General features: G+C 73.0%; 22 protein-coding genes and 1 tRNA gene. 21 read left to right on the top strand and 2 right to left on the bottom strand.

The annotated features are described in order from the left end of the window. Positions 1–108 precede the first annotated feature (108 nt). The 16 genes from IE305_RS10670 (at position 109) to IE305_RS10595 (ending at position 13660) form a co-directional block, all read left to right on the top strand. Complete coding sequence (locus IE305_RS10670; RefSeq protein WP_190129259.1) at positions 109–711, top strand: TetR/AcrR family transcriptional regulator; 603 nt, start codon at positions 109–111, stop codon at positions 709–711. 40 nt (positions 712–751) lie between these two features. Continuing rightward, positions 752–1195, top strand: coding sequence for a helix-turn-helix transcriptional regulator (locus IE305_RS10665; protein ID WP_190129453.1), 444 nt, complete (start codon positions 752–754; stop codon positions 1193–1195). 10 nt (positions 1196–1205) lie between these two features. Next, on the top strand, positions 1206–1622 hold the full coding sequence (locus tag IE305_RS10660; RefSeq protein ID WP_190129258.1) for a VOC family protein: 417 nt from the start codon (positions 1206–1208) through the stop codon (positions 1620–1622). 39 nt (positions 1623–1661) lie between these two features. After that, entirely contained in the window at positions 1662–4016 is a 2355-nt protein-coding gene (locus IE305_RS10655) for an ATP-binding cassette domain-containing protein (protein ID WP_190129257.1), read from the top strand. Between the two features lie 146 nt (positions 4017–4162). Continuing rightward, on the top strand, positions 4163–4711 hold the full coding sequence (locus tag IE305_RS10650; protein WP_308440240.1) for a GNAT family N-acetyltransferase: 549 nt from the start codon (positions 4163–4165) through the stop codon (positions 4709–4711). A 162-nt stretch (positions 4712–4873) separates the two neighbouring features. Further along, positions 4874–5902, top strand: coding sequence for an N-acetyl-gamma-glutamyl-phosphate reductase (gene argC / locus IE305_RS10645; protein WP_190129256.1), 1029 nt, complete (start codon positions 4874–4876; stop codon positions 5900–5902). Next, positions 5899–6063: a hypothetical protein gene (locus IE305_RS10640; protein ID WP_190129255.1), complete on the top strand. Its 165-nt coding sequence runs from the start codon at positions 5899–5901 to the stop codon at positions 6061–6063. Before argC ends, IE305_RS10640 begins: the two co-directional genes overlap by 4 nt. Beyond that, complete coding sequence (argJ, locus tag IE305_RS10635) at positions 6060–7211, top strand: bifunctional glutamate N-acetyltransferase/amino-acid acetyltransferase ArgJ (RefSeq protein WP_190129254.1); 1152 nt, start codon at positions 6060–6062, stop codon at positions 7209–7211. Before IE305_RS10640 ends, argJ begins: the two co-directional genes overlap by 4 nt. Further along, positions 7208–8146, top strand: coding sequence for an acetylglutamate kinase (gene argB, locus IE305_RS10630; protein WP_190129253.1), 939 nt, complete (start codon positions 7208–7210; stop codon positions 8144–8146). The genes argJ and argB overlap by 4 nt, the downstream gene beginning before the upstream one ends. Then, positions 8143–9348: an acetylornithine transaminase gene (locus IE305_RS10625; protein ID WP_268255910.1), complete on the top strand. Its 1206-nt coding sequence runs from the start codon at positions 8143–8145 to the stop codon at positions 9346–9348. The genes argB and IE305_RS10625 overlap by 4 nt, the downstream gene beginning before the upstream one ends. Positions 9349–9356: 8 nt before the next feature. After that, positions 9357–9917, top strand: coding sequence for an arginine repressor (locus IE305_RS10620; protein WP_190129252.1), 561 nt, complete (start codon positions 9357–9359; stop codon positions 9915–9917). Between the two features lie 40 nt (positions 9918–9957). Then, positions 9958–10650, top strand: a complete 693-nt coding sequence (locus IE305_RS10615; RefSeq protein ID WP_190129251.1) for an RraA family protein — start codon at positions 9958–9960, stop codon at positions 10648–10650. A gap of 267 nt (positions 10651–10917) precedes the next feature. After that, positions 10918–11064, top strand: a complete 147-nt coding sequence (locus tag IE305_RS10610) for a keywimysin-related RiPP (RefSeq protein WP_190129250.1) — start codon at positions 10918–10920, stop codon at positions 11062–11064. 51 nt (positions 11065–11115) lie between these two features. Then, complete coding sequence (locus IE305_RS10605) at positions 11116–12975, top strand: asparagine synthase-related protein (RefSeq protein ID WP_190129249.1); 1860 nt, start codon at positions 11116–11118, stop codon at positions 12973–12975. Next, positions 12972–13229: a lasso peptide biosynthesis PqqD family chaperone gene (locus IE305_RS10600; RefSeq protein WP_190129248.1), complete on the top strand. Its 258-nt coding sequence runs from the start codon at positions 12972–12974 to the stop codon at positions 13227–13229. Before IE305_RS10605 ends, IE305_RS10600 begins: the two co-directional genes overlap by 4 nt. Next, positions 13226–13660 (top strand): lasso peptide biosynthesis B2 protein, encoded by a 435-nt coding sequence (locus tag IE305_RS10595; RefSeq protein WP_190129247.1) that lies wholly within the window; start codon positions 13226–13228, stop codon positions 13658–13660. The genes IE305_RS10600 and IE305_RS10595 overlap by 4 nt, the downstream gene beginning before the upstream one ends. A gap of 129 nt (positions 13661–13789) precedes the next feature. On the opposite strand, the gene IE305_RS10590 is transcribed toward IE305_RS10595, so the two are convergent. Together IE305_RS10590 and IE305_RS10585 are read right to left on the bottom strand one after the other, a co-directional pair. Further along, the gene (locus IE305_RS10590; RefSeq protein WP_229890790.1) at positions 13790–14947 is read right to left on the bottom strand and encodes a GDSL-type esterase/lipase family protein; all 1158 of its coding nucleotides are present in this window, start codon (positions 14945–14947) and stop codon (positions 13790–13792) included. Between the two features lie 208 nt (positions 14948–15155). Beyond that, positions 15156–15229, bottom strand: a tRNA-Pro gene (locus IE305_RS10585). Between the two features lie 206 nt (positions 15230–15435). Here IE305_RS10585 and IE305_RS10580 point away from each other — a divergent pair. From IE305_RS10580 to IE305_RS10560, 5 genes are all read left to right on the top strand, one after another. Then, the gene (locus tag IE305_RS10580; protein WP_190129246.1) at positions 15436–16629 is read left to right on the top strand and encodes an argininosuccinate synthase; all 1194 of its coding nucleotides are present in this window, start codon (positions 15436–15438) and stop codon (positions 16627–16629) included. After that, positions 16626–18074 (top strand): argininosuccinate lyase, encoded by a 1449-nt coding sequence (argH, locus tag IE305_RS10575; protein ID WP_190129245.1) that lies wholly within the window; start codon positions 16626–16628, stop codon positions 18072–18074. Before IE305_RS10580 ends, argH begins: the two co-directional genes overlap by 4 nt. Positions 18075–18176: 102 nt before the next feature. Continuing rightward, the gene (locus IE305_RS10570; protein WP_229890788.1) at positions 18177–18725 is read left to right on the top strand and encodes a TetR/AcrR family transcriptional regulator; all 549 of its coding nucleotides are present in this window, start codon (positions 18177–18179) and stop codon (positions 18723–18725) included. Then, a complete protein-coding gene (locus IE305_RS10565; protein WP_190129243.1) occupies positions 18722–20266 on the top strand; it encodes an MFS transporter in 1545 nt (514 codons plus the stop codon). Before IE305_RS10570 ends, IE305_RS10565 begins: the two co-directional genes overlap by 4 nt. A gap of 199 nt (positions 20267–20465) precedes the next feature. Further along, positions 20466–21314 carry an alpha/beta fold hydrolase gene (locus tag IE305_RS10560; protein WP_190129242.1) on the top strand — a complete coding sequence of 283 codons (849 nt, stop codon included), beginning with the start codon at positions 20466–20468 and terminating at the stop codon, positions 21312–21314. The last annotated feature ends 7 nt before the right edge of the window (positions 21315–21321 follow it).

Here is a 21321-nt window from a genome sequence, read left to right as displayed (position 1 = left end):
CCCTCCCCGCTGAATTGTTTTTCTCGATCTCCCCCAGGATTTTAGGTCAGCTGTATTATGTCAAGCGTATGGAAAAAACGGGGTCCGCGGAGAGGAGACGAGGCCGGCATGCCCAAGCAGGTGGATCACCGCGCCCGCCGGGAGGCCATCGCCCGCGCGCTGTGGCGCGTGGCCGAGCAGCGCGGCGTCCCGCACCTGACCATGCGCGAGGTGGCACAGGAGGCGGGCATGTCCCTGGGGCAGCTCCAGCACTACTTCGCCTCGCGCGAGGCGATGCTCTCCTTCGCCATGGACTTCGCGGCCGAGCAGACCACCCTGCGCGTCGGCCGGGGCCTCGCGGCGCTCGGCGACGCCCCGCACCCGCGCGACGTGCTCCGGGTGATGCTCACCGAGACGCTCCCGCTGCACCCCGACGCCCGCGCCACCAGCCGGATGAGCGCCGCCTACGTGCTGGAGGCCCTGCACGACGATGCCCTGCGCGCTCGGGCGCGCGACGGCATCCTGCACGGGCGGGACCTCGTGGAGCAGCTGATCCGCCGGGCCGTCGCCGACGGCCTCGTCCCCGCCGACCGCGACCCGGTGGCCGAGACGCACCTGCTCCTCGCCCTCACCGGTTTCACCACCCTCCTCGAACTGGGGGCCGTCGGCCCCGAGGAGGTGCTCGCCGCGATCGACCAGCACCTGGACCGGCTGTTCACCGGGCCCGCGTGACGGACCCCGCGTGACACACCCCCGTGCGATCCTGGAGCGCATGACCCTGGAGGACCTGGTACGGCTGCGCCGCGCGCGCGACGCGATGGACCGCGACTACGCGCAGCCGCTGGACGTCCCGGCGCTGGCGCAGGCCGCGCACATGTCGGCCGGGCACTTCTCGCGCAGCTTCCGCGCGGCCTTCGGGGAGACGCCCTACAGCTACCTCATGACCCGCCGCGTCGAGCGGGCGAAGGCGCTCCTGCGGCGGGGCGACCTCAGCGTGACGGAGGTCTGCTTCGCCGTGGGCTGCACCTCGCTGGGCTCGTTCAGCTCGCGCTTCACCGAGCTGGTCGGTGAGACCCCCAGCGCCTACCGGGCCCGCGGCCACGACGCCGGCGCCGCGATCCCCGCCTGCGTCGCGAAGATCTTCACGCGGCCGGTGCGGGGCCGGGGACCGGAACCGGTCAGGAATGGAGAAGCGCGATCCGCCGCCGCCTCGTAGCGTCTGAGGCATGACCATCAAGCTTTCGCAGTGCTTCATCGCCGTCCACGACCACGACGAGGCGCTCGCCTTCTACCGTGACGCCCTCGGCCTGGAGGTGCGCAACGACGTCGCCTTCGAGGGCATGCGCTGGGTGACCGTCGGCTCGCCCGAGCAGCCGGACGTGGAGATCGTCCTGGAGCCGCCGCTCGCCGACCCCAACGCCTCGCCGGCCGACCGGCAGACCATGGCGGAACTGCTGGCCAAGGGCGTGCTGCGCGGGGTGATCTTCTCCACCGACGACGTCGACGCCACCTTCGAGCGCGTCCGGGCCGCCGGTGCCGAGGTCCTCCAGGAGCCCATCGACCAGCCGTACGGGGTGCGCGACTGCGCCTTCCGCGACCCCTCGGGCAACATGCTCCGCTTCAACCAGCCCCGCAAGCGCTGACCCCCTCACGCCCTCTCGAACCGGACAAGGACCTCGTCAGTGCCGCACGCCGCCGACAGCCACGAAGTCATCCGCGTCCACGGAGCGCGGGAGAACAACCTCAAGAACGTCAGCATCGAGATCCCCAAGCGCCGGCTGACGGTGTTCACCGGGGTGTCGGGCTCGGGCAAGAGCTCGCTCGTCCTCGACACGATCGCCGCCGAGTCGCAGCGGCTCATCAACGAGACGTACAGCGCCTTCGTGCAGGGCTTCATGCCGGCCCTGGGCCGCCCCGAGGCCGACGTGCTCGACGGGCTGACCACCGCGATCGTCGTCGACCAGCAGCGGATGGGCGCCGACCCGCGCTCCACCGTCGGCACCGCCACCGACGCCAACGCCGTGCTGCGCATCCTGTTCAGCCGGCTGGGCCGGCCGCACATCGGCTCGCCCAAGGCGTTCTCGTTCAACGTCGCCTCGGTCAGCGGGGCCGGTGCGGTCACCGTCGAGCGCGGCGGGAGGACGGTGAAGGAGCGGCGCAGCTTCAGCATCACCGGCGGCATGTGCCCGCGCTGCGAGGGCCGGGGCACGGTCACCGACCTCGACCCGGCCCAGCTCTACGACGACGCGAAGTCGCTGAACGAGGGCGCGCTCACCGTCCCCGGCTACAAGGCGGGCGGCTGGAACCACCGGCTCTACGCGGAGTCCGGCCTCGTCGACCCCGACAAGCCGATCCGCCGGTACACGAAGAAGGAGCTGCACGCCTTCCTGCACCACGAGCCGGCCCGGATGAAGATCGCCGGCATCAACATGACGTACGAGGGGCTGATCCCGCGCATCCGGAAGTCGATGCTCGCCAAGGACCGGGAGGGGATGCAGCCGCACGTCCGGGAGTTCGTGGACCGGGCCGTCACCTTCACCACCTGCCCCGACTGCGACGGCACCCGGCTGACGGCGGCGGCCCGCTCGTCGAGGATCGGGGGCGTGAGCATCGCCGACGCGTGCGCGATGCAGATCAGCGACCTGGCCGAGTGGGTCCGCGGCCTGGCCGAGCCGTCGGTGGCGCCGCTGCTCGCATCGTTGCGGCACACCCTCGACTCGTTCGTGGAGATCGGCCTCGGCTACCTCTCGCTCGACCGGCCCGCGGGCACGCTGTCGGGCGGCGAGGCGCAGCGCGTGAAGATGATCCGTCATCTCGGCTCGTCGCTGACCGACGTCACGTACGTCTTCGACGAGCCGTCCGCGGGCCTGCACCCGCACGACATCCAGCGCATGAACGCGCTGCTGCTGCGGCTGCGCGACAAGGGCAACACGGTGCTGGTCGTCGAGCACAAGCCGGAGGTGATCGCGATCGCCGACCACGTCGTGGACCTCGGCCCGGGCGCGGGCACGGCGGGCGGCACCGTCTGCTTCGAGGGCACGGTCGAGGGGCTGCGGGCCGGCGGCACCCTCACCGGACGGCATTTCGACGACCGTGCCGTCCTCAAGAAGACGGTGCGCAAGCCCACGGGGGCGCTGGAGATCCGGGGCGCGACGACGCACAACCTCCGGGGCGTCGACGTCGACATCCCGCTCGGGGTGCTGACCGTCGTCACCGGGGTCGCCGGGTCCGGCAAGAGCTCGCTGGTGCACGGGTCGCTGCCGGCGGACGCGGGGGTGGTGCCGGTCGACCAGGCCCCGATCCGCGGTTCCCGGCGCAGCAACCCGGCGACGTACACGGGGCTGCTGGAGCCCGTCCGGAAGGCGTTCGCCAAGGCCAACGGCGTGAAGCCGGCGCTGTTCAGCGCCAACTCCGAGGGCGCCTGCCCCACGTGCAACGGTGCGGGCGTCGTCTACACCGACCTGGCGATGATGGCCGGGGTGGCGACCACGTGCGAGGAGTGCGAGGGCAGGCGGTTCGACGCGTCGGTGCTGGAGTACCGCCTCGGCGGCCGGGACATCAGCGAGGTGCTGGCGATGCCGGTGGCCGAGGCCGAGGAGTTCTTCGCCGCGGGCGAGGCGCACCTCCCGGCGGCCCACCGCATCCTGCGCCGGCTGGCCGACGTGGGCCTGGGCTACCTCACCCTGGGCCAGCCGCTGACGACGCTGTCCGGCGGCGAACGGCAGCGGCTGAAGCTGGCCACGCACATGGCGGACAAGGGCGGGACCTACATCCTCGACGAGCCGACCACCGGCCTGCACCTCGCCGACGTGGAACAGCTCCTCGGCCTCCTCGACCGGCTCGTGGACTCCGGCAAGTCGGTCATCGTCGTGGAGCACCACCAGGCGGTGATGGCGCACGCCGACTGGATCATCGACCTGGGCCCCGGCGCGGGCCACGACGGCGGCCGCATCGTCTTCGAGGGCACCCCGGCCGACCTGGTGGCCGCCCGCTCGACGCTCACGGGGGAACACCTGGCGGCGTACGTGGGGGCGTGACGGGGTCGCCTGACGCGAGGGTGACCGAGCACTCCACTTGGCGGGTGGAGCGCCTGATGTGGCGGGACCCTTGGGACTTGCCTGCGCCGCACGTAGCCTGCGAGGGAGCGTGCGCAGGCGCGGCGGAGCAGTCCGGGGGCGGTCTTGTGGTGATCACGTGGCGTCGGATCGACGAGCAGGACTTCCCCCTGCTGCGGATGTGGCTGCAGCAGCCCCACGTGAAGCGATGGTGGAATCACGAGACAACGGCGGAGGCGGTGGCGCGCGACTTCGGCCCCGCCGCCCGGGGCGAGGAGCCCTCGGAAGATCTGCTCGCATTCCTCGAAGGCGTTCCGGTCGGTCTGGTGCAGCGTTCACGCCTGCGGGACTACCCCGAGTACCTGGCCGAGCTGGCGTCCGTCGTCGCCGTACCTGACGGCGCGATGACCATCGACTACCTGATCGGCGATCCCCGCCGGACCGGCCAGGGCATCGGGACGGCGATGATCCACTCCGCCATCGTGCGAACCTGGGCCGAACACTCGGCCGCCCCGTGCATTCTCGTCCCGGTGGTGGCAGCCAACCGCGCTTCATGGCGAGCGCTCGAGCGGGCCGGACTGCACCGGGTCGGGGTCGGAAACCTGGAGCCGGACAACCCGGTCGATGACCGTACCCACTACCTCTACCGCATCGACCGGCCGCGGCCCGGCGACTGACGTCCCACCTGCCCGCCGGCCAGAACGCTCAGCCCACCGCATCACGTGCACATCCGCCAGGTGGAGTGCTCAGTTCCAGCGAGGAGCCGGGGGACCTGCGGACACCATTGCATAAAGCTGCGAATAAACGTATAGTCATGCTCCATCACGGAGGAGGACCCCATGGCGATACGTGCGGCAGTGGCGGGAGCGAGTGGTTACGCCGGCGGCGAGGTGCTGCGGCTGCTGCTCGGGCACCCCGAGGTCACCATCGGCGCGCTCACCGGCAACAGCAACGCCGGGCAGCCCCTCGGTGCCCTCCAGCCCCACCTGCCGCAGCTGGCCGACCGGGTGCTGGAGCCCACCGCGCCCGGCGTCCTCGCCGGTCACGACGTGGTCTTCCTCGCCCTGCCGCACGGGCAGTCGGCCGCCGTCGCCCGCGAGCTCGGGGACGACGTGCTCGTCGTCGACTGCGGCGCCGACTTCCGGCTGAAGGACGCGGGGGAGTGGGAGCGTTTCTACGGCACCCCCCACGCCGGCACCTGGCCCTACGGGCTGCCCGAGCTGCCCGGCGCCCGGGAGGCGCTGCACGGCGCCCGGCGGATCGCCGTTCCCGGCTGCTACCCGACCGCCGTCTCGCTGGGGCTGCTGCCCGCCTACGCCGCCGGGCTCGCCGAGCCCGAGGCCGTGATCGTGGCCGCGTCGGGCACCTCCGGCGCCGGCAAGGCCGCCAAGCCGCACCTGCTGGGCAGCGAGGTCATGGGCTCCATGAGCCCGTACGGCGTCGGCGGCGGCCACCGGCACACCCCCGAGATGGCGCAGAACCTGTCCGCCGCCGCGGGCGAACCCGTCACCGTCTCCTTCACCCCCACCCTCGCCCCCATGCCCCGCGGCATCCTCGCCACCTGCACCGCCAAGGCCCGGCCCGGCGTCACCGCGGAGGCCGTGCGGGCGGCGTACGGGAAGGCGTACGCGGACGAGCCGTTCGTCCACCTGCTGCCCGCCGGGCAGTGGCCGGCCACCGGCGCCGTCCTCGGCTCCAACACCGTGCAGGTGCAGGTCGCCCTCGACGAGGCGGCCGGCCGCATCGTCGCCGTCAGCGCCGTCGACAACCTCACCAAGGGCACCGCGGGCGGCGCCGTGCAGAGCATGAACCTCGCGCTGGGCCTCCCCGAGGAGCTGGGCCTGCCGGTCACGGGACTCGCGCCATGAGCACCGTCACCGGCGTACGCGCCCCCGGCGTACGGGCCACCGGCGTGCGCCGGGGTCTGGCGACCCTGCTGGCCCGGTTCGCGCCCTGCGACCCCCCGAAGACACCCGAGCACCCGAAGGACACCCCGGACCACCACCCGGCGGACAAGGAGAAGGCGTGAGCGTCACCGCAGCAAAGGGCTTCACGGCGGCCGGCATAGCCGCCGGGATCAAGGAGAGCGGCAGCCCCGACCTGGCCCTCGTGGTCAACAACGGCCCCCGCCTGGCCGCCGCGGGCGTCTTCACCGCCAACCGCGTCAAGGCCGCGCCCGTCCTCTGGTCGCAGCAGGTCCTCAAGGGCGGGCAGGTCGCCGCCGTCGTCCTCAACTCCGGCGGCGCCAACGCCTGCACCGGCCCCCAGGGCTTCCAGGACACCCACGCCACCGCCGAGAAGGCCGCCGAGGTGCTCGGCGTGAACGCCGCCGAGGTCGCCGTGGCCTCCACCGGCCTCATCGGCGTCCGCCTCCCCATGGACCGGCTGCTGCCCGGCATCGAGAAGGCCGCCGCCGACCTCTCCCCGTACGGCGGCGAGAAGGCCGCCATCGCCATCAAGACCACCGACACGGTCCACAAGACCGCCGTGGCGGAAGGCGCCGGATGGACGGTCGGGGGCATGGCCAAGGGCGCGGGCATGCTCGCCCCCGGCCTGGCCACCATGCTCGTCGTCCTCACCACCGACGCCGACCTCGACGCGCCCGCCCTGGACGCCGCCCTGCGCGACGCCACCCGCACCACCTTCGACCGGGTCGACTCCGACGGCTGCATGTCCACCAACGACACCGTGCTGCTCCTGGCCTCCGGCGCCTCCGGCGTCACGCCCGACGCGGACGCCTTCGCCGAGGCCGTCCGCACCGTCTGCGACGACCTGGCCCGGCAGCTCATCGGCGACGCCGAGGGCGCCACCAAGGACATCCGCATCGAGGTCACCGGCGCCGCCACCGAGGACGACGCCGTGGAGGTGGGCCGCTCGATCGCCCGCAACAACCTCCTCAAGTGCGCCATCCACGGCGAGGACCCCAACTGGGGCCGGGTGCTCTCCGCCATCGGCACCACCTCCGCCGCCTTCGAGCCCGACCGCCTCGACGTGGCCATCAACGGCGTGTGGGTGTGCCGGGACGGCGCCGCCGGCGAGGACCGCGACCTGGTCGACATGCGCTACCGCGAGGTCCGCATCACCGTCGACCTGCACGCCGGCCCCGAATCCGCCGTGATCTGGGCCAACGACCTGACCGCCGACTACGTCCACGAGAACAGCGCCTACTCCTCATGACGACCATCCGCCAGGCCGCGGCCACGAGCACCCGCCGCCACACCGCCCTGCCCAAGGCCCGCATCCTCGTCGAGGCCCTGCCCTGGCTCACCCGCCACCGCGGCCGCACCGTCGTCATCAAGTTCGGCGGCAACGCCATGGTCGACGACGAGCTCAAGGCCGCCTTCGCCCAGGACGTCGTCTTCCTGCACCACGCCGGGCTGCGGCCCGTCGTCGTGCACGGCGGCGGCCCGCAGATCAGCGCCCAGCTCGAACGGTTCGGCATCCCCTCGCAGTTCACCGCCGGGCTCCGGGTCACCAGCCCCGAGGCCATGGACGTGGTGCGGATGGTGCTCGCCGGGCAGGTGCAGCGCGAACTCGTCGGCCTGCTCAACGCGCACGGCCCGCTCGCCGTCGGCATGACCGGCGAGGACGCCCACACCCTCACCGCCACCCGGCACTACGCGACCGTCGACGGCCGGCCCGTCGACATCGGCCGCGTCGGGGAGGTCACCGCCGTCGACACCGGCGCCGTGAAGGCGCTCCTCGACGACGGCCGCATCCCCGTCGTGTCCTCCGTCGCCCGCGGCGACGACGGCGGCGTCTTCAACGTCAACGCCGACACCGCCGCGGCCGCCCTCGCCGCCGGGCTGGGCGCCGAGACCCTGATGGTGCTCACCGACGTCGAGGGCCTGTACGCCGACTGGCCGCACAGCGACGACGTCATCAGCCGGCTCACCGCGAGCGAGCTGGAGGCCATGCTGCCCGACCTGGCCAGCGGCATGGTGCCCAAGATGGAGGGGTGTCTGCACGCCGTGCGCAACGGCGTCAGCACCGCCCGCGTCATCGACGGCCGGGTCCAGCACGCCATCCTGCTGGAGATCTTCACGGACGACGGCATCGGCACCATGGTCGTGCCCGACGGGGCCGACGAGGGGGAGGTGGCGGGGGAGTGACCGCCAACGAGAAGCTCACCGCGCGCTGGCAGGCCGCGCTGATGGACAACTACGGCACCCCGTCGCTGCCCCTCGTGCGCGGCGAGGGGTCGACCGTGTGGGACGCCGACGGCAACGCCTACCTCGACTTCGTCGGCGGCATCGCCGTGAACGTCCTCGGCCACGCCCACCCCGCCGTCGTCCGCGCCGTCTCCGACCAGATCGCCACCCTCGGCCACGTCTCCAACCTCTACGTCGCCGAACCCACCGTCGAACTCGCCGAACGCCTCCTGGAGCTGGCCGGCCGCCCCGGCCGCGTCTACTTCGGCAACTCCGGCGCCGAGGCGGTCGAGGCCGCCTTCAAGATCGGCCGGCGCACCGGCCGCACGCACATGGTGTCCAGCACCGGCGGCTTCCACGGCCGCACCATGGGCGCCCTCGCCCTCACCGGCCAGCCCGCCAAGCAGGACCCCTTCCGCCCGCTGCCCGGCGACGTCACCCACGTGCCGTACGGCGACGTGGAGGCGCTGCGCGCCGCCGTCACCGAGCGGACCGCCATGGTCGTGCTGGAGCCCGTGCAGGGCGAGAACGGCGTCGTCGTCCCCCCGGACGGCTACCTCGCCGCCGCCCGCGAGATCACCCGGGCCACGGGGACGCTGCTGTGTCTCGACGAGATCCAGACAGGTGTCGGCCGGACCGGGCACTGGTTCGCCCATCAGGCGCAGGGCGTCGAACCCGATGTCGTCACCCTCGCCAAGGGCCTCGGCGGCGGCCTGCCCATCGGTGCCACGCTCGCCTTCGGCCCCGCCGCCGGGCTGCTCACGCCCGGCCAGCACGGCTCCACCTTCGGCGGCAACCCCGTCTCCTGCGCCGCCGCGCTCGCCGTCCTCGACACCCTGGCCGCCGACGGCGCCCTGGACCACGTACGGCAGGTGGGGGCGGAGCTGCATGACGGGATCGCGGCGCTCCGTCACCCGTTGATCGACCACGTCCGTGGCAGCGGCCTCCTGCTGGGTATTGTCCTTGACAGGCCCCTCGCACCGACGGTGCAGCAGGCGGCCCGGGAAGCCGGCTTCCTGGTGAACGCGGTCGCACCCGGCGTGGTGCGGCTGGCCCCGCCCCTGATCCTCACCCGGGACGAGGCCACGGCGTTCGTCCGGGCCCTGCCCGGCATCCTGGACGCCGCCGCGAGAGCCGACGAGGAACGACGATCCGGAGACTGACGAACACCATGACCGAGGCGCAGCAGACCGATCCGGGCCAGGGCGGCCAGGCCGTGCCGCAGACCCGCACCGCACGGCACCGCCGGATCGTGGACATCCTCGGCCGGCAGGCGGTCCGGTCGCAGAGCCAGCTGGCGCGGCTGCTCGCCGAGGACGGGCTGTCCGTCACCCAGGCGACGCTCTCCCGCGACCTCGACGAACTGGGCGCCGTCAAGATCCGCAACACGGGCGGCGAGCTCATCTACGCCGTCCCGTCCGAGGGGGGCGACCGCACTCCGCGCGCCCCCCTCGGCGAGTCGGCCTCCGAGGCCCGGATGGGCCGCCTGGCCGCCGAGCTGCTGATCTCCGCCGAGGCGTCGGCCAACCTGGTGGTGCTGCGCACCCCGCCGGGCGCCGCCCAGTTCTTCGCCTCGGCCATCGACCAGGCCGGCGTGCACGAGATCATCGGCACCATCGCCGGTGACGACACCGTGCTGCTCATCAGCCGTGACCCGGTCGGCGGCCAGGCGCTCGCCGACCACCTGCTGCGGCTGGCCCAGCGGGAGCACCGCGGGGCCGACGCCGGCTGAGCGGCGAGCAGCCCACGACGAGGACCGACGAGGGGGACCCGTGCTGAAGGACTTCGCCGGACTGTCCACGCCGCTGCTGGCCGACGCCTGCGTACGGCAGGGGGTGCCGCTGCGCACGGCCCCGCCCGGCATCGCCGCGGTGGTGCCCGGCGGGCGCGTGGCGGGGCGGGTGCTGCCGGCGCGGCACTACGGCAGCGTGGACGTCTTCCTGGAGGCGCTCGGCGGATCCCGCGAGGGCGACGTGCTGGTCGTCGGCAACGACGGCCGGCAGGACGAGGCGTGCATCGGCGACCTGGTGGTGCTGGAGGCCGCGGCGGCGGGCGTGGCGGGCCTGGTGGTGTGGGGCCTGCACCGCGACACCGCCGACCTGGTGGAGATCGGCCTGCCCGTCTTCAGTTACGGCAGCTGCCCGCCCGGCCCCGTACGGCTGGACGACCGTGAGCCCGGCGCCCTGGAGACGGTGCGGTTCGGGCCGCACACGGTGAGCGCCGACGACGTGGTCGTCGGCGACGAGGACGGTGTGCTCTTCCTCCCGGCCGCCCGCGCCGCCGAGCTCCTGGAGACGGCCCGCGCCATCCACCGCACCGAGCGCGAGCAGGCCCGCCGCATCCGCGCCGGCGAGACCCTGCGCGACCAGACGGCGTTCGCCGGCTACCTCGCCCGCCGCGCCGCCGACCCGTCGTACACCTTCCGCCGGCACCTGCGGAGCGTGGGCGGGGCGATCGAGGAGTGACACCGCCGGTGCCGGTGCTGCTGCCGGCCGGCAAGTGGTGCAGCACATTCCGGAATCTGCGGGACGATACGGCCGTATCCCGACCTTGATCCATACGTTCGACTGTGGAACAGTCGTGATCAAGCACCGGTCAGGACGTCACGGGGGCCTCAATTCCTCCGGTGCCCACGGCAGTTGGGCGGTGCGTACAGCACCGCCCCGCGTTCCCGTGCGCGGCAGCGCTGCCCTCCGATCCCACGGATCAGCAGGAGGGAGGTGAGTTCAATAATGAACGACGAGCGCGCGGACAGCCGGGAGCTGCAGGCCTACGAGGCTCCGGAGATGTTCGAGGCGGGTTCCTTCGCCGAGGACACCGGCATCCTCGGCATCAAGGGCGTCGAGCCGGTGGTGAACTACCCCAAGAGCTGGTGGTAGTGGCACCCCGACGCGGCGAGGGAATCCGGTGAGACCGGTGAGGAGACGTTCATGGTCGGTGCCGCCACGCCCCACTTCGTGGTCCTGCCGGACCACGAGTCCGCGGCCGAGGCGGCCCGCCGGCTCCCACCGGGCACCGAGTCCGTCCTGACGCACCGGTCCGGCCGGCCCTGGGTGGCCGGCCGGCTGGTACCCGGCCAGGTGGTCGTCGCCGAACACGGAGGCACCCGCCTCGCCGTCATCGGACACAGCGACGTGACCGAGGCCCGCCTCGCCGAGGCCGCCGCCCGCGTCCGCGCGCCCCGCGACCTGGACCGGCTCGGCACCACCTGGGCCGGCAGCTTCCACCTCGTCGCCCACGTCGGCGACCGCCTCCACATCCAGGGCAGCGCCTCGGGCCTGCGCCGCGTCTTCCACGGCCGGCTCGACGGCCTGGCCTTCGCCGCCGACCGCGCCGACGTCCTGGCCGCCCTCCTCGGCGCCTCCCTGGACCGCACCGCGCTGGCCCTGCGCCTGCTGCCCTCGCTCCCGCACCCGCTGGCCGACCGGACCCCTTGGCGCAACGTCACGGCCGTGCCGCCCGGCACCCGCCTGGTCCTCTCCCCGGACGGCCGGCACCAGACCACGGCCCGCTGGTGGCAGGCCCCCGAACCGGTGCTCTCCCTCGAAGAGGGCGCGACGGAACTGGCCCGCGCCCTCGAAGCGGCCGTCCGTGCACGCACCCGCGACACCGGCACCGTCACCCTCGATCTCTCCGGCGGCCTCGACTCCACCAGCCTCACCATGCTGGCCGCCCGCGAACGCCCCGGGCTGACCGCCTTCACCATGGACAACCCCGACGACGCCGACGACGACCTCCACTGGGCGCAGAAGGCCGCCGCCCACCTCCCGCAGATGCGTCACGTCGTCTACCCCTCCCACGACCTCCCCGGCTTCTTCGGTGGCTTCTTCGGCGCCGACGGCAGCCTGCTGCCCCTGGACGCCCTCCCCGACGAACCCGCCGTCGCCCTGTCCAGCGCCCCGCGCATCCGGGCGGTACGGGACAAGGCCGTCGCCCACGGCTCGCGCCTGCACATCGACGGCTTCGGCGGCGACCAGCTGCTCACCGGCCACCCCGCATACGACCACGACCTGCTGCGCAGCCGTCCGCTGCTCGCCCTGAAGCGGCTCCGTACCCTCCGCGCACTCGCCGGCCCCGCCGGCGGCCCGGCCGTGCCCCTGCGCGACCTGCTGGACGGCCGCTCGTACGGCAGCTGGCTGGCCACCGAGGCCGACGCGCTGACCCGGAACAGCCCCGCCGGCCCGCGGCGTTCCTCGGTGTTCGCCTGGGGCGGGGCCCTCCAGGTGCCCGGCTGGCTCACGCCCGAGGCCCGGCACCTGATCGGTGAGGCGTTGCGGCAGACCGCCCGCACGGCCCACCCCCTCGCGCCCACCCGCGGCCGCCACGGCGACCTGCTGGAGATCCAGAGCGTCGGCCGGATGATCCGCCAGCACCACCAGCTGGTCGACACCACCGAGTTCACCCAGTCCTCGCCCTTCCTGGACGACCGGGTGCTCCACGTCTGCCTCGCCGTACGCCCCGAACAGCGCGCCACGCCATGGGAGTTCAAGCCGCTCATCAAGACGGCCCTGGCCGGCGTGCTGCCGCGCGAACTGCTCACCCGGCGCACTAAGGGCGACGGGGGCCGCATCGCCGCCGAGAGCTTCGAGAAGCACCGCCGCGAACTGGCCGGCCTCTTCGACTCCTCCCACCTGGCGGAGCTCGGGCTCGTCGACCCCGCGCCGCTGCGCGAACTGTTCCGCCGCCCCTACTCCGCGCGGCACCACGAACGCACCATGCCGGCCACGCTCGCCTGCGAACTCTGGATCCGCACCGCACAACGCCCCCAGCCCGAAAGCCAGGAACGATGACCCTGAGACTGCGCGCCGACGTCTCGACCGCCGACACCGACTACGGCACCGTCCTGCTGGACGGCGCCGACGGCCGCTACTGGCAGCTCAACGCCTCCGCGTCGCTCACCCTGCGCACCCTCCTCGACGGCGGCACCGTCGACGAGGCCGTCCGCCGGCTCACCGGGACGTACGCCGTCGGCCCCGACCGCGCCCGCGAGGACGTGGAACGCCTGCTCACCCGGCTGCGCGACGCCCGGCTGGTACGCCCGTGAGCGGCGTCGTACCGCACCGGGCCCGCACCCGGCTCACGCCCGGCCGCCGCCTGCTCACCCTCGCCGCCGTGGCGGTCGCCCGGCGGCTCGCCCGCCGGCCCCCGGCACAGATCCGCACGGTCCTGGCCCGCCTCCGCACCGGTGCCCGCCCCGCCCGCTACGGCGAGGCCGCTGCCGCCCGCGCGGCCGTGGTCACCGTGAGCCTGCGCTGCGCCTCCGACGAGGGCTGCCTGCCGCGCTCCCTGGCCACGGTGCTGCTGTGCCGGGCGCGGGGCAGCTGGCCGGAGTGGACGGTCGGCGTACGGGCCCACCCGCCGTTCGCCGCCCACGCCTGGGTGGAGGCGGAGGGCCGCATGGTCGGAGAGGATGCGGACCCCTCCTACTTCCGCCGCCTCTTCTCGGTCCCGGCCCCGCCGCGCGGCCGCCGCTGAACCGGCGGGGGCGGGGCGGTCGCGGCGGTGCCCGCCCCGGCCGCCCCGCCCGGTCTCACAGCCGTACCTTGCGCCCGGCCTCCCCGAAGCCCGGCGCGAACGCGCCGTACTCGGCCCAGCCGCCGCGGTTCACGGAGGCGTCGACCGCGCCGTTGTCCTGGAGGACGAGGTAGTCGGCTCTGCGGTCGCCGTCGATGTCGGCGAAGCGGATCTTGTCGGCGGGTTCGCCGACCCCGTGGCGTACGTGCCGAACTCCGCCCAGCTGCCGCGGTCCGTCCCGCCCTTGTTGATCCAGCCCTTGACCACGTCGTTGTCCTGGAGGACGAGGTAGTCGGCTTTGCCGTCGCCGTCGATGTCGGCGAAGCGGACCTTGCTGCCGGGTTCGCCGACGCCGGTCGCGAACGTGCCGCGCTCGGTCCAGCCCGCCCGGCCCGTTCCGCCCTTGTTGAGCCACGCCTTCACGACGCCGTTGTCCTCGACCACCAGGTAGTCGTCCCGCCCGTCGCCGTCGGCGTCGACCCGGTAGTCACCGGGCGGCGGGGTCCGCGGCGGGGCCGGGCGGACGGCGACGTCCTGCCGGATCCAGCCGTCGGCCGCCGCCCGGGCGATGCCGTCGTAGAAGGCGTCCGCCATCTTGGCGTAGCCGCGGTCGTTGGGGTGCAGGTCGTCGGAGATGTCCTGCGGCGTGACGGCGCCCATGCCGACGTACCCGACGTGGCGGCCCTTGGCCCGCCGCTCCGCGACGAGGCCGGGCACGGTGGCGTTGAACGCCTCGATGCGCTTCTGCGTCGGTGCGTCGTTGGACGGGACGAGGGAGGCGACCAGGACGGTCATGTCCGGCGCGGCGGAGGTGATCCGGTCGACGAGCGCGCCGAGCCGGGCGGGGGCGGTGGCCGTGCGGTAGTCGTCGTGCACGTCGTTGGTGCCGATGTGCAGCAGGACGACATTGGGCCGGGCCGGCGGCAGCCAGGTGTCGATGTTGGCGGACAGGCCGCCGATCTTCCAGCCGTAGTGGCCCTCGTGGTCGGTGTCCGGGAGCCTGCCGCTCTTCATGGACCCCACGAAGTCGAGGCGGTCGGCGTGCCCGGTCAGCCGGTCCCACAGCGCGGCGCGGTAGCTCGACCCGGTCGAGCTGCCGGTGCCCTCGGTGATCGAGTCGCCCAGGGGCATCACCGTGAGCCGCGGCACCTTCCAGGGCTGCGGCCCGCCCGTCGGTGCCGGCGCCGGCCGCTGCGGCCCGGCCCCGTCGGCGTGGGCGGCCGGCATCCCGCCGGTCAGGCCCCCCAAGAACAGGATTCCGGCCGCGGCCCGCGCGGCCCAGGCTCTCGCGCGTCCCGCTCCGCCCGCGCTGCCCGTTCTCGCATATAACGCCCGTAACGCTCCGGGGCGGCCGTGCCTCCAGGTGCCCGTGGACATGAGTGTCTCCTTGTGACGAGGACGACAAGAAGCGGCCTCCGGCCTGAGTTGTCTCAGGCCGGAGGCCGCTTCTTCCGTGTCGGGACGGCGGGATTTGAACCCACGACCCCTTGACCCCCAGTCAAGTGCGCTACCAAGCTGCGCCACGTCCCGGTGCCCGTTCCCGCCGGTTTCTGCCCGGTGGGGCGTGCAGGAAGAAAATATCCTGTTCCGCTCCGTGATCCAAATCCGGGGGTCACCCTCCTGTTCCCCTGGTGTGCCCCGCGATGAATTCACTCCCACGAGCCATTGACGAAACATACGGGTCGTTGCATAGTTATGCCTAGAAGCGCATTGCACTGCATCGTGAGGAGAAACCCGTGACCGAGCGCGTCGTACTCGCCTACTCGGGCGGCCTGGACACCTCCGTCGCCATCGGCTGGATCGCCGAGGAGACGGGCGCCGAGGTCATCGCCGTCGCCGTGGACGTCGGCCAGGGCGGCGAGGACCTGGACGTCATCCGCAAGCGCGCCCTCGCGTGCGGTGCCGTGGAGGCGGAGGTGGCCGACGCCAAGGACGAGTTCGCCGAGGAGTACTGCCTCCCGGCGATCAAGGCCAACGCCCTCTACATGGACCGCTACCCGCTGGTCTCCGCCCTCTCCCGGCCCACGATCGTCAAGCACCTGGTGGCCGCGGCCCAGAAGCACGGCGCCACCACGGTCGCCCACGGCTGCACCGGCAAGGGCAACGACCAGGTGCGGTTCGAGGCCGGCATCTCCTCCCTCGCGCCAGACCTGAAGTGCATCGCGCCGGTCCGTGACTACGCGATGACCCGGGACAAGGCCATCGCCTTCTGCGAGGCCAAGGGCCTGCCCATCGCCACCACCAAGAAGTCGCCGTACTCCATCGACCAGAACGTCTTCGGCCGGGCCGTCGAGACCGGCTTCCTGGAGGACATCTGGAACGCGCCGATCGAGGACATCTACGACTACACGGCCAACCCGGCCACCCCCCGGGACGCCGACGAGGTCGTGATCAGCTTCGACAAGGGCGTTCCCGTCGCGATCGACGGCGAGGCCGTCACCGTCCTCCAGGCGATCCAGCAGCTCAACGACCGGGCCGGTGCCCAGGGCGTCGGCCGGATCGACATGGTCGAGGACCGGCTGGTCGGCATCAAGTCCCGCGAGGTCTACGAGGCCCCCGGCGCCATCGCGCTGATCACCGCGCACCAGGAGCTGGAGAACGTCACCGTCGAGCGCGAGCTCGCCCGCTACAAGCGGCAGGTCGAGCAGCGGTGGGCCGAGCTCGTCTACGACGGCCTGTGGTTCTCGCCGCTCAAGCGGGCCCTGGACGGCTTCATCGCCGAGGCCAACGAGCACGTCACCGGCGACATCCGCATGACCCTGCACGGCGGCCGGGCCGTCGTCACCGGCCGGCGGTCGGAGAAGTCGCTGTACGACTTCAACCTCGCCACGTACGACACGGGCGACACCTTCGACCAGTCCATGTCCAAGGGCTTCATCGAGATCTTCGGCCTGTCCAGCAAGGTCGCCGCCAAGCGGGACCTCGTATGAGCGCCCCCACCCAGGAGGACCAGGGCGGGACACAGGACGTACGGCTGTGGGGCGGCCGGTTCGCCGACGGCCCCGCCGAGGCACTGGCCAAACTCTCCGCCTCCGTCCACTTCGACTGGCGGCTGGCCCCGTACGACATCGCCGGCTCCCGGGCCCACGCCCGCGTGCTGCGCAAGGCCGGGCTGCTGACCGAGGACGAGCTCGCCTCGATGCTGGAGGGGCTGGACCGGCTGGAGGCCGACGTGGCCTCCGGCGCCTTCACCGGCACCGTCGCGGACGAGGACGTGCACACGGCCCTCGAACGCGGCCTGCTGGAGCGGCTCGGCCCGGAGCTGGGCGGCAAGCTGCGGGCCGGCCGGTCCCGCAACGACCAGGTCGCCACGCTCTTCCGGATGTACCTGCGCGACCACGCCCGGATCATCGGCGGCCTGATCGCCGACCTCCAGGAGGCGCTCGTCGGGCTGGCCGAGGCGCACCCGGACGTGGCGATGCCCGGCCGTACGCACCTCCAGCACGCCCAGCCCGTGCTCTTCGCCCACCATGTGCTCGCCCACGTCCAGGCCCTGTCCCGGGACGCCGAGCGGCTGCGGCAGTGGGACGAGCGCACGGCCGTCTCGCCGTACGGGTCGGGGGCGCTCGCCGGCTCCTCGCTGGGGCTCGACCCGGAGGCGGTCGCCGCCGACCTCGGCTTCGAGCACGGCAGCGCGGCCAACTCCATCGACGGCACGGCCGCGCGCGACTTCGTCGCCGAGTTCGCCTTCATCACGGCGATGATCGGCGTGGACCTGTCGCGGATCGCCGAGGAGGTCATCATCTGGAACACGAAGGAGTTCTCCTTCGTGACGCTCCACGACGCCTTCTCCACCGGCTCCTCGATCATGCCGCAGAAGAAGAACCCGGACATTGCGGAGCTGGCGCGCGGGAAGTCCGGGCGGCTCATCGGCAACCTCACCGGGCTGCTGGCCACGCTCAAGGCCCTCCCGCTCGCGTACAACCGCGACCTCCAGGAGGACAAGGAGCCGGTCTTCGACTCCTGCGACCAGCTGGAGGTCCTGCTCCCGGCCTTCACCGGGATGATGGCCACCCTCACCGTCCACCGCGAGCGGCTGGAGGAGCTGGCGCCCGCCGGGTTCTCGCTGGCCACGGACGTGGCCGAGTGGCTGGTGAAGCAGGGCGTGCCGTTCCGGGTGGCGCACGAGGTCGCCGGCGCGTGCGTCAAGGAGTGCGAGGCGCGCGGCATCGAGCTGGACGAGCTGACCGACGAGCAGTTCGCGGCCATCTCCCCGCACCTCACGCCCGAGGTCCGCTCGGTGCTCCACGTGCACGGCGCCATCGCGTCCCGCAGTGGGCGCGGCGGTACGGCGCCGTCCGCGGTGGCCGTGCAGCTCCAGGAGGTGAAGGGGGACCTGGAGGTGCAGCGGGCCTGGGCGGACGCCCGGCGCTGAGGATCAACGCGGCACGCAACCAGGGCGTTCCCGCCCCGCGGCCTCTGAGACAAGGAACACCCGTATGAGACATTGATGTCTCATACGGGTTACCCTTGTCTCATGAGTGTGAACCGTGAAAGCGTCCTGAAGGAAGCCGCCGCCCTGCTCACGCGCAAGGCCACGGCCTCCATGGACGAGATCGCCAAGGCCGCGGGCATCAGCCGTGCCACCCTGCACCGCCACTTCGCGGGCCGCGACGCACTCGTCCGCGCCCTGGAGCAGCTGGCCATCGAGCGGTTCGAGCACGCCCTGGACGAGGCGCGGACCGGCGAGGGCGACCCCGCCGAGGCCGTACGGCGGCTCATCGTGTCCGTGGAGCCGGTGGCCGGCCTGTTCTCCTTCCTCTACACCGAGAACCAGCTCTTCGAGGGCGAGATCAACGAGGGCTGGAACCGGCTGGACGCGCGCGTGCAGGACCTCTTCCAGCGCGGCCAGGAGGAAGGGGTCTTCCGCCTCGACCTGTCACCCGCCTGGCTCACCGACGCGCTGTACGGGCTGATCGCCTCCGGCGCCTGGGCCGTGCACGATGGGCGGGTGGCCGCCAAGGACCTCACGCGCATGGTCTCCGAGCTGCTGCTCGGCGGTGCCCGTCGGAGGGTGGACCGGTGACCAGCACGACCCCCGCACAGTCGTCAGGGAAGACGCCGGCGCAGCAGCCGGGGCGCTGGCTCGCGCTGGCCGTCCTCGCGCTCGCCGTGCTGCTGGTCGCGGTCGACGCCACCGTCCTGGGCCTGGCCACCCCGTTCCTCAGCGAGGACCTGCAGCCCACGGGCACGCAGCTGCTGTGGATCGGTGACGTCTACTCGTTCGTCATCGCGGGCCTGCTGGTCTCGATGGGCAGCCTGGGCGACCGGGTGGGCCGCAAGCGGCTGCTGCTGAGCGGCGCGGTGGCCTTCGGCGCGGTGTCGGTGCTCAACGCCTACGCCACCAGCCCCGAGATGATGATCGCCGCCCGGGCGCTGCTGGGCGTGGCGGGCGCCACGCTGATGCCGTCCACGCTCGCCCTGATCCGCAACATCTTCCACGACCCGCAGGAACGCAGCCTGGCGATCGGCATCTGGGGCGCGATGGCCTCGGCGGGTGCCGCCGTCGGCCCGGTCGTGGGCGGGTTCCTGCTGGAGAACTTCTGGTGGGGCTCGGTCTTCCTGATCAACCTGCCGGTGATGGCGGTGCTGGTCCTGGTCGGCGTGAAGCTGCTGCCCGAATCCCGCGACCCCTCGCCGGGGCCCTGGGACCTGCCGAGTGTGGCCCTGTCGATAACGGGCATCATCGCGGTCGTCTACGCCGTCAAGGAAGGTGCCACGAACGGCCTGAGCGCGACGACCGCCCTGATCGCCGCGGTCGGCGTGGGCGCACTGGTGTGGTTCGTGCGCCGGCAGCTGACGCTGGACTCGCCGCTGCTGAACATGCGGCTCTTCCACCACCGGGGCTTCTCGGCCGCGGTGCTGGCCGACCTGCTCACCGTGCTGGGGCTGTCGGGGATGGTCTTCTTCCTCTCCCAGTTCCTCCAACTGGTCCAGGAGCGCAGCCCGCTGGAGGCGGGCCTCGCGGAGCTGCCCGCGGCGATCGGCGCGGTGACGGCGGGCCTGCTGGCCGGGCAGGCGGCCCGGCGGTTCTCGGTGCGCTCGGTGGTGGCCGGCGGGCTGGCCGCCATCGGGGTGGCGCTGGCGGGCATCGTCTGGCTGAACGCCGGAACGCCGTACCCGGTGCTCGGCGCGCTGCTGCTGGTCGTGGGTGTCGGCGCGGGCCTCTCCTTCACCGTGACGGCGGACGTGATCCTCTCCGGCGTGCCCAAGGAGCAGGCCGGCGCCGCCTCGGCGGTCTCCGAGACGGCGTACGAACTCGGCGCGGCGCTCGGCATCGCGCTGCTGGGCACGATCGTCACCGGTGTCTACCGCGGCTTCGCCGTGCCGGCCGGGGTGCCGGCCGAGCAGGCCGCCGAGGCCCACGAGTCGCTGGGCGGCGCGGTCGAGGCCGCCGGGGCCCTGCCGGCCGACAGCGGCGCCGCCCTGCTGGCCTCCGCGCAGGACGCCTTCGTGGACGGGCTGCGCATCGCCTCGGGCGTGGGCGCGGTGGTGCTGCTGGCCACGGCCTGCGCGGCGTGGTTCCTGCTGCGCGGGCAGCGGCTGGAGGAGGGCTACGGCGGCTGAGCCGCGGACAGCTCGGATGAGCAAACCGCATCGGGGCCGGGGGTCGCAACCCCCGGCCCCTGTGATGTTTACCGGCCGGTAACTCCCTTGACGCATCACTGACACCCCGGAGAAGATCCCGGCCAACGGTCGGCAATGCCGAACGCGGTTCGGAAACCCTTCGCCCCGGACACCCGGGCCGTCTCCGAAGGAACCCCCCATGCGTCCCCTGCGCCCCATACGCCTGCGCACCACCGTCGGATACCTCGTCGCGGCCGCGGCCGCCGCAGTGCTCGCCACCGCCGGCCCCGCCGCGAGCCCGGCCTCCGCCTCGCCCCTGGACATCCCGCCGAGCGGCGCCAACGACTGGTCCTGCAAGCCGGACTCCGCCCACCCGCAGCCCGTCGTCCTCGTCAACGGCACCTTCAAGCTCATGGCCGAGAACTGGGCGAAGCTCTCGCCGCGCCTGAAGGAGGCCGGCTACTGCGTCTTCGCCTTCAATTACGGGCACCTGGAGACCGACCCGGTTCCCGAGTCGGCGGCCCAGCTGCGTGACTTCGTCGAGGCCGTGCGCGGCGCCACGGGCGCCGCCAAGGTCGACATCGTCGGGCACAGCCAGGGCGGCATGATGCCGCGCTACTACGTGAAGTTCCTCGGCGGCGCCGACAAGGTCGACGACCTCGTGGGCATCGTGCCGTCCAACCACGGCACGAAGAACCCCCTCGCCATCCCGGCCGGGTACACCGTCTGCCCCTCCTGCCTCGACCAGCGCTGGGGCTCCGACCTGCTGGCGAAGCTCAACGCGGGCGACGAGACGCCGGCCGGGCCGGACTACACCGTCATCACCACCCGCCACGACGAGGTCGTCATCCCCTACACCAGCGCCCTGCTCGGCGGCCCCGCCGAGCACCTCACCAACGTGGTGCTCCAGGACGCCTGCCCGCTCGACCTGTTCATGCACGACCAGGCCACCAAGGACCCCGTGGTCGCGCAGTGGGTGCTCAACGCCCTGGCACACGAAGGCCCCGCCGACCCGGCCTTCCGGCCTCGGTGCATCGGCGGGGCGTGAGCTCCTG

The sequence above is a fragment of the Streptomyces mashuensis genome (assembly GCF_014654785.1).
Lineage (GTDB): Bacteria > Actinomycetota > Actinomycetes > Streptomycetales > Streptomycetaceae > Streptomyces > Streptomyces mashuensis.
Note: the sequence above shows the minus strand (reverse complement) of the source record. Positions and strands in the feature narration are given on the sequence as shown.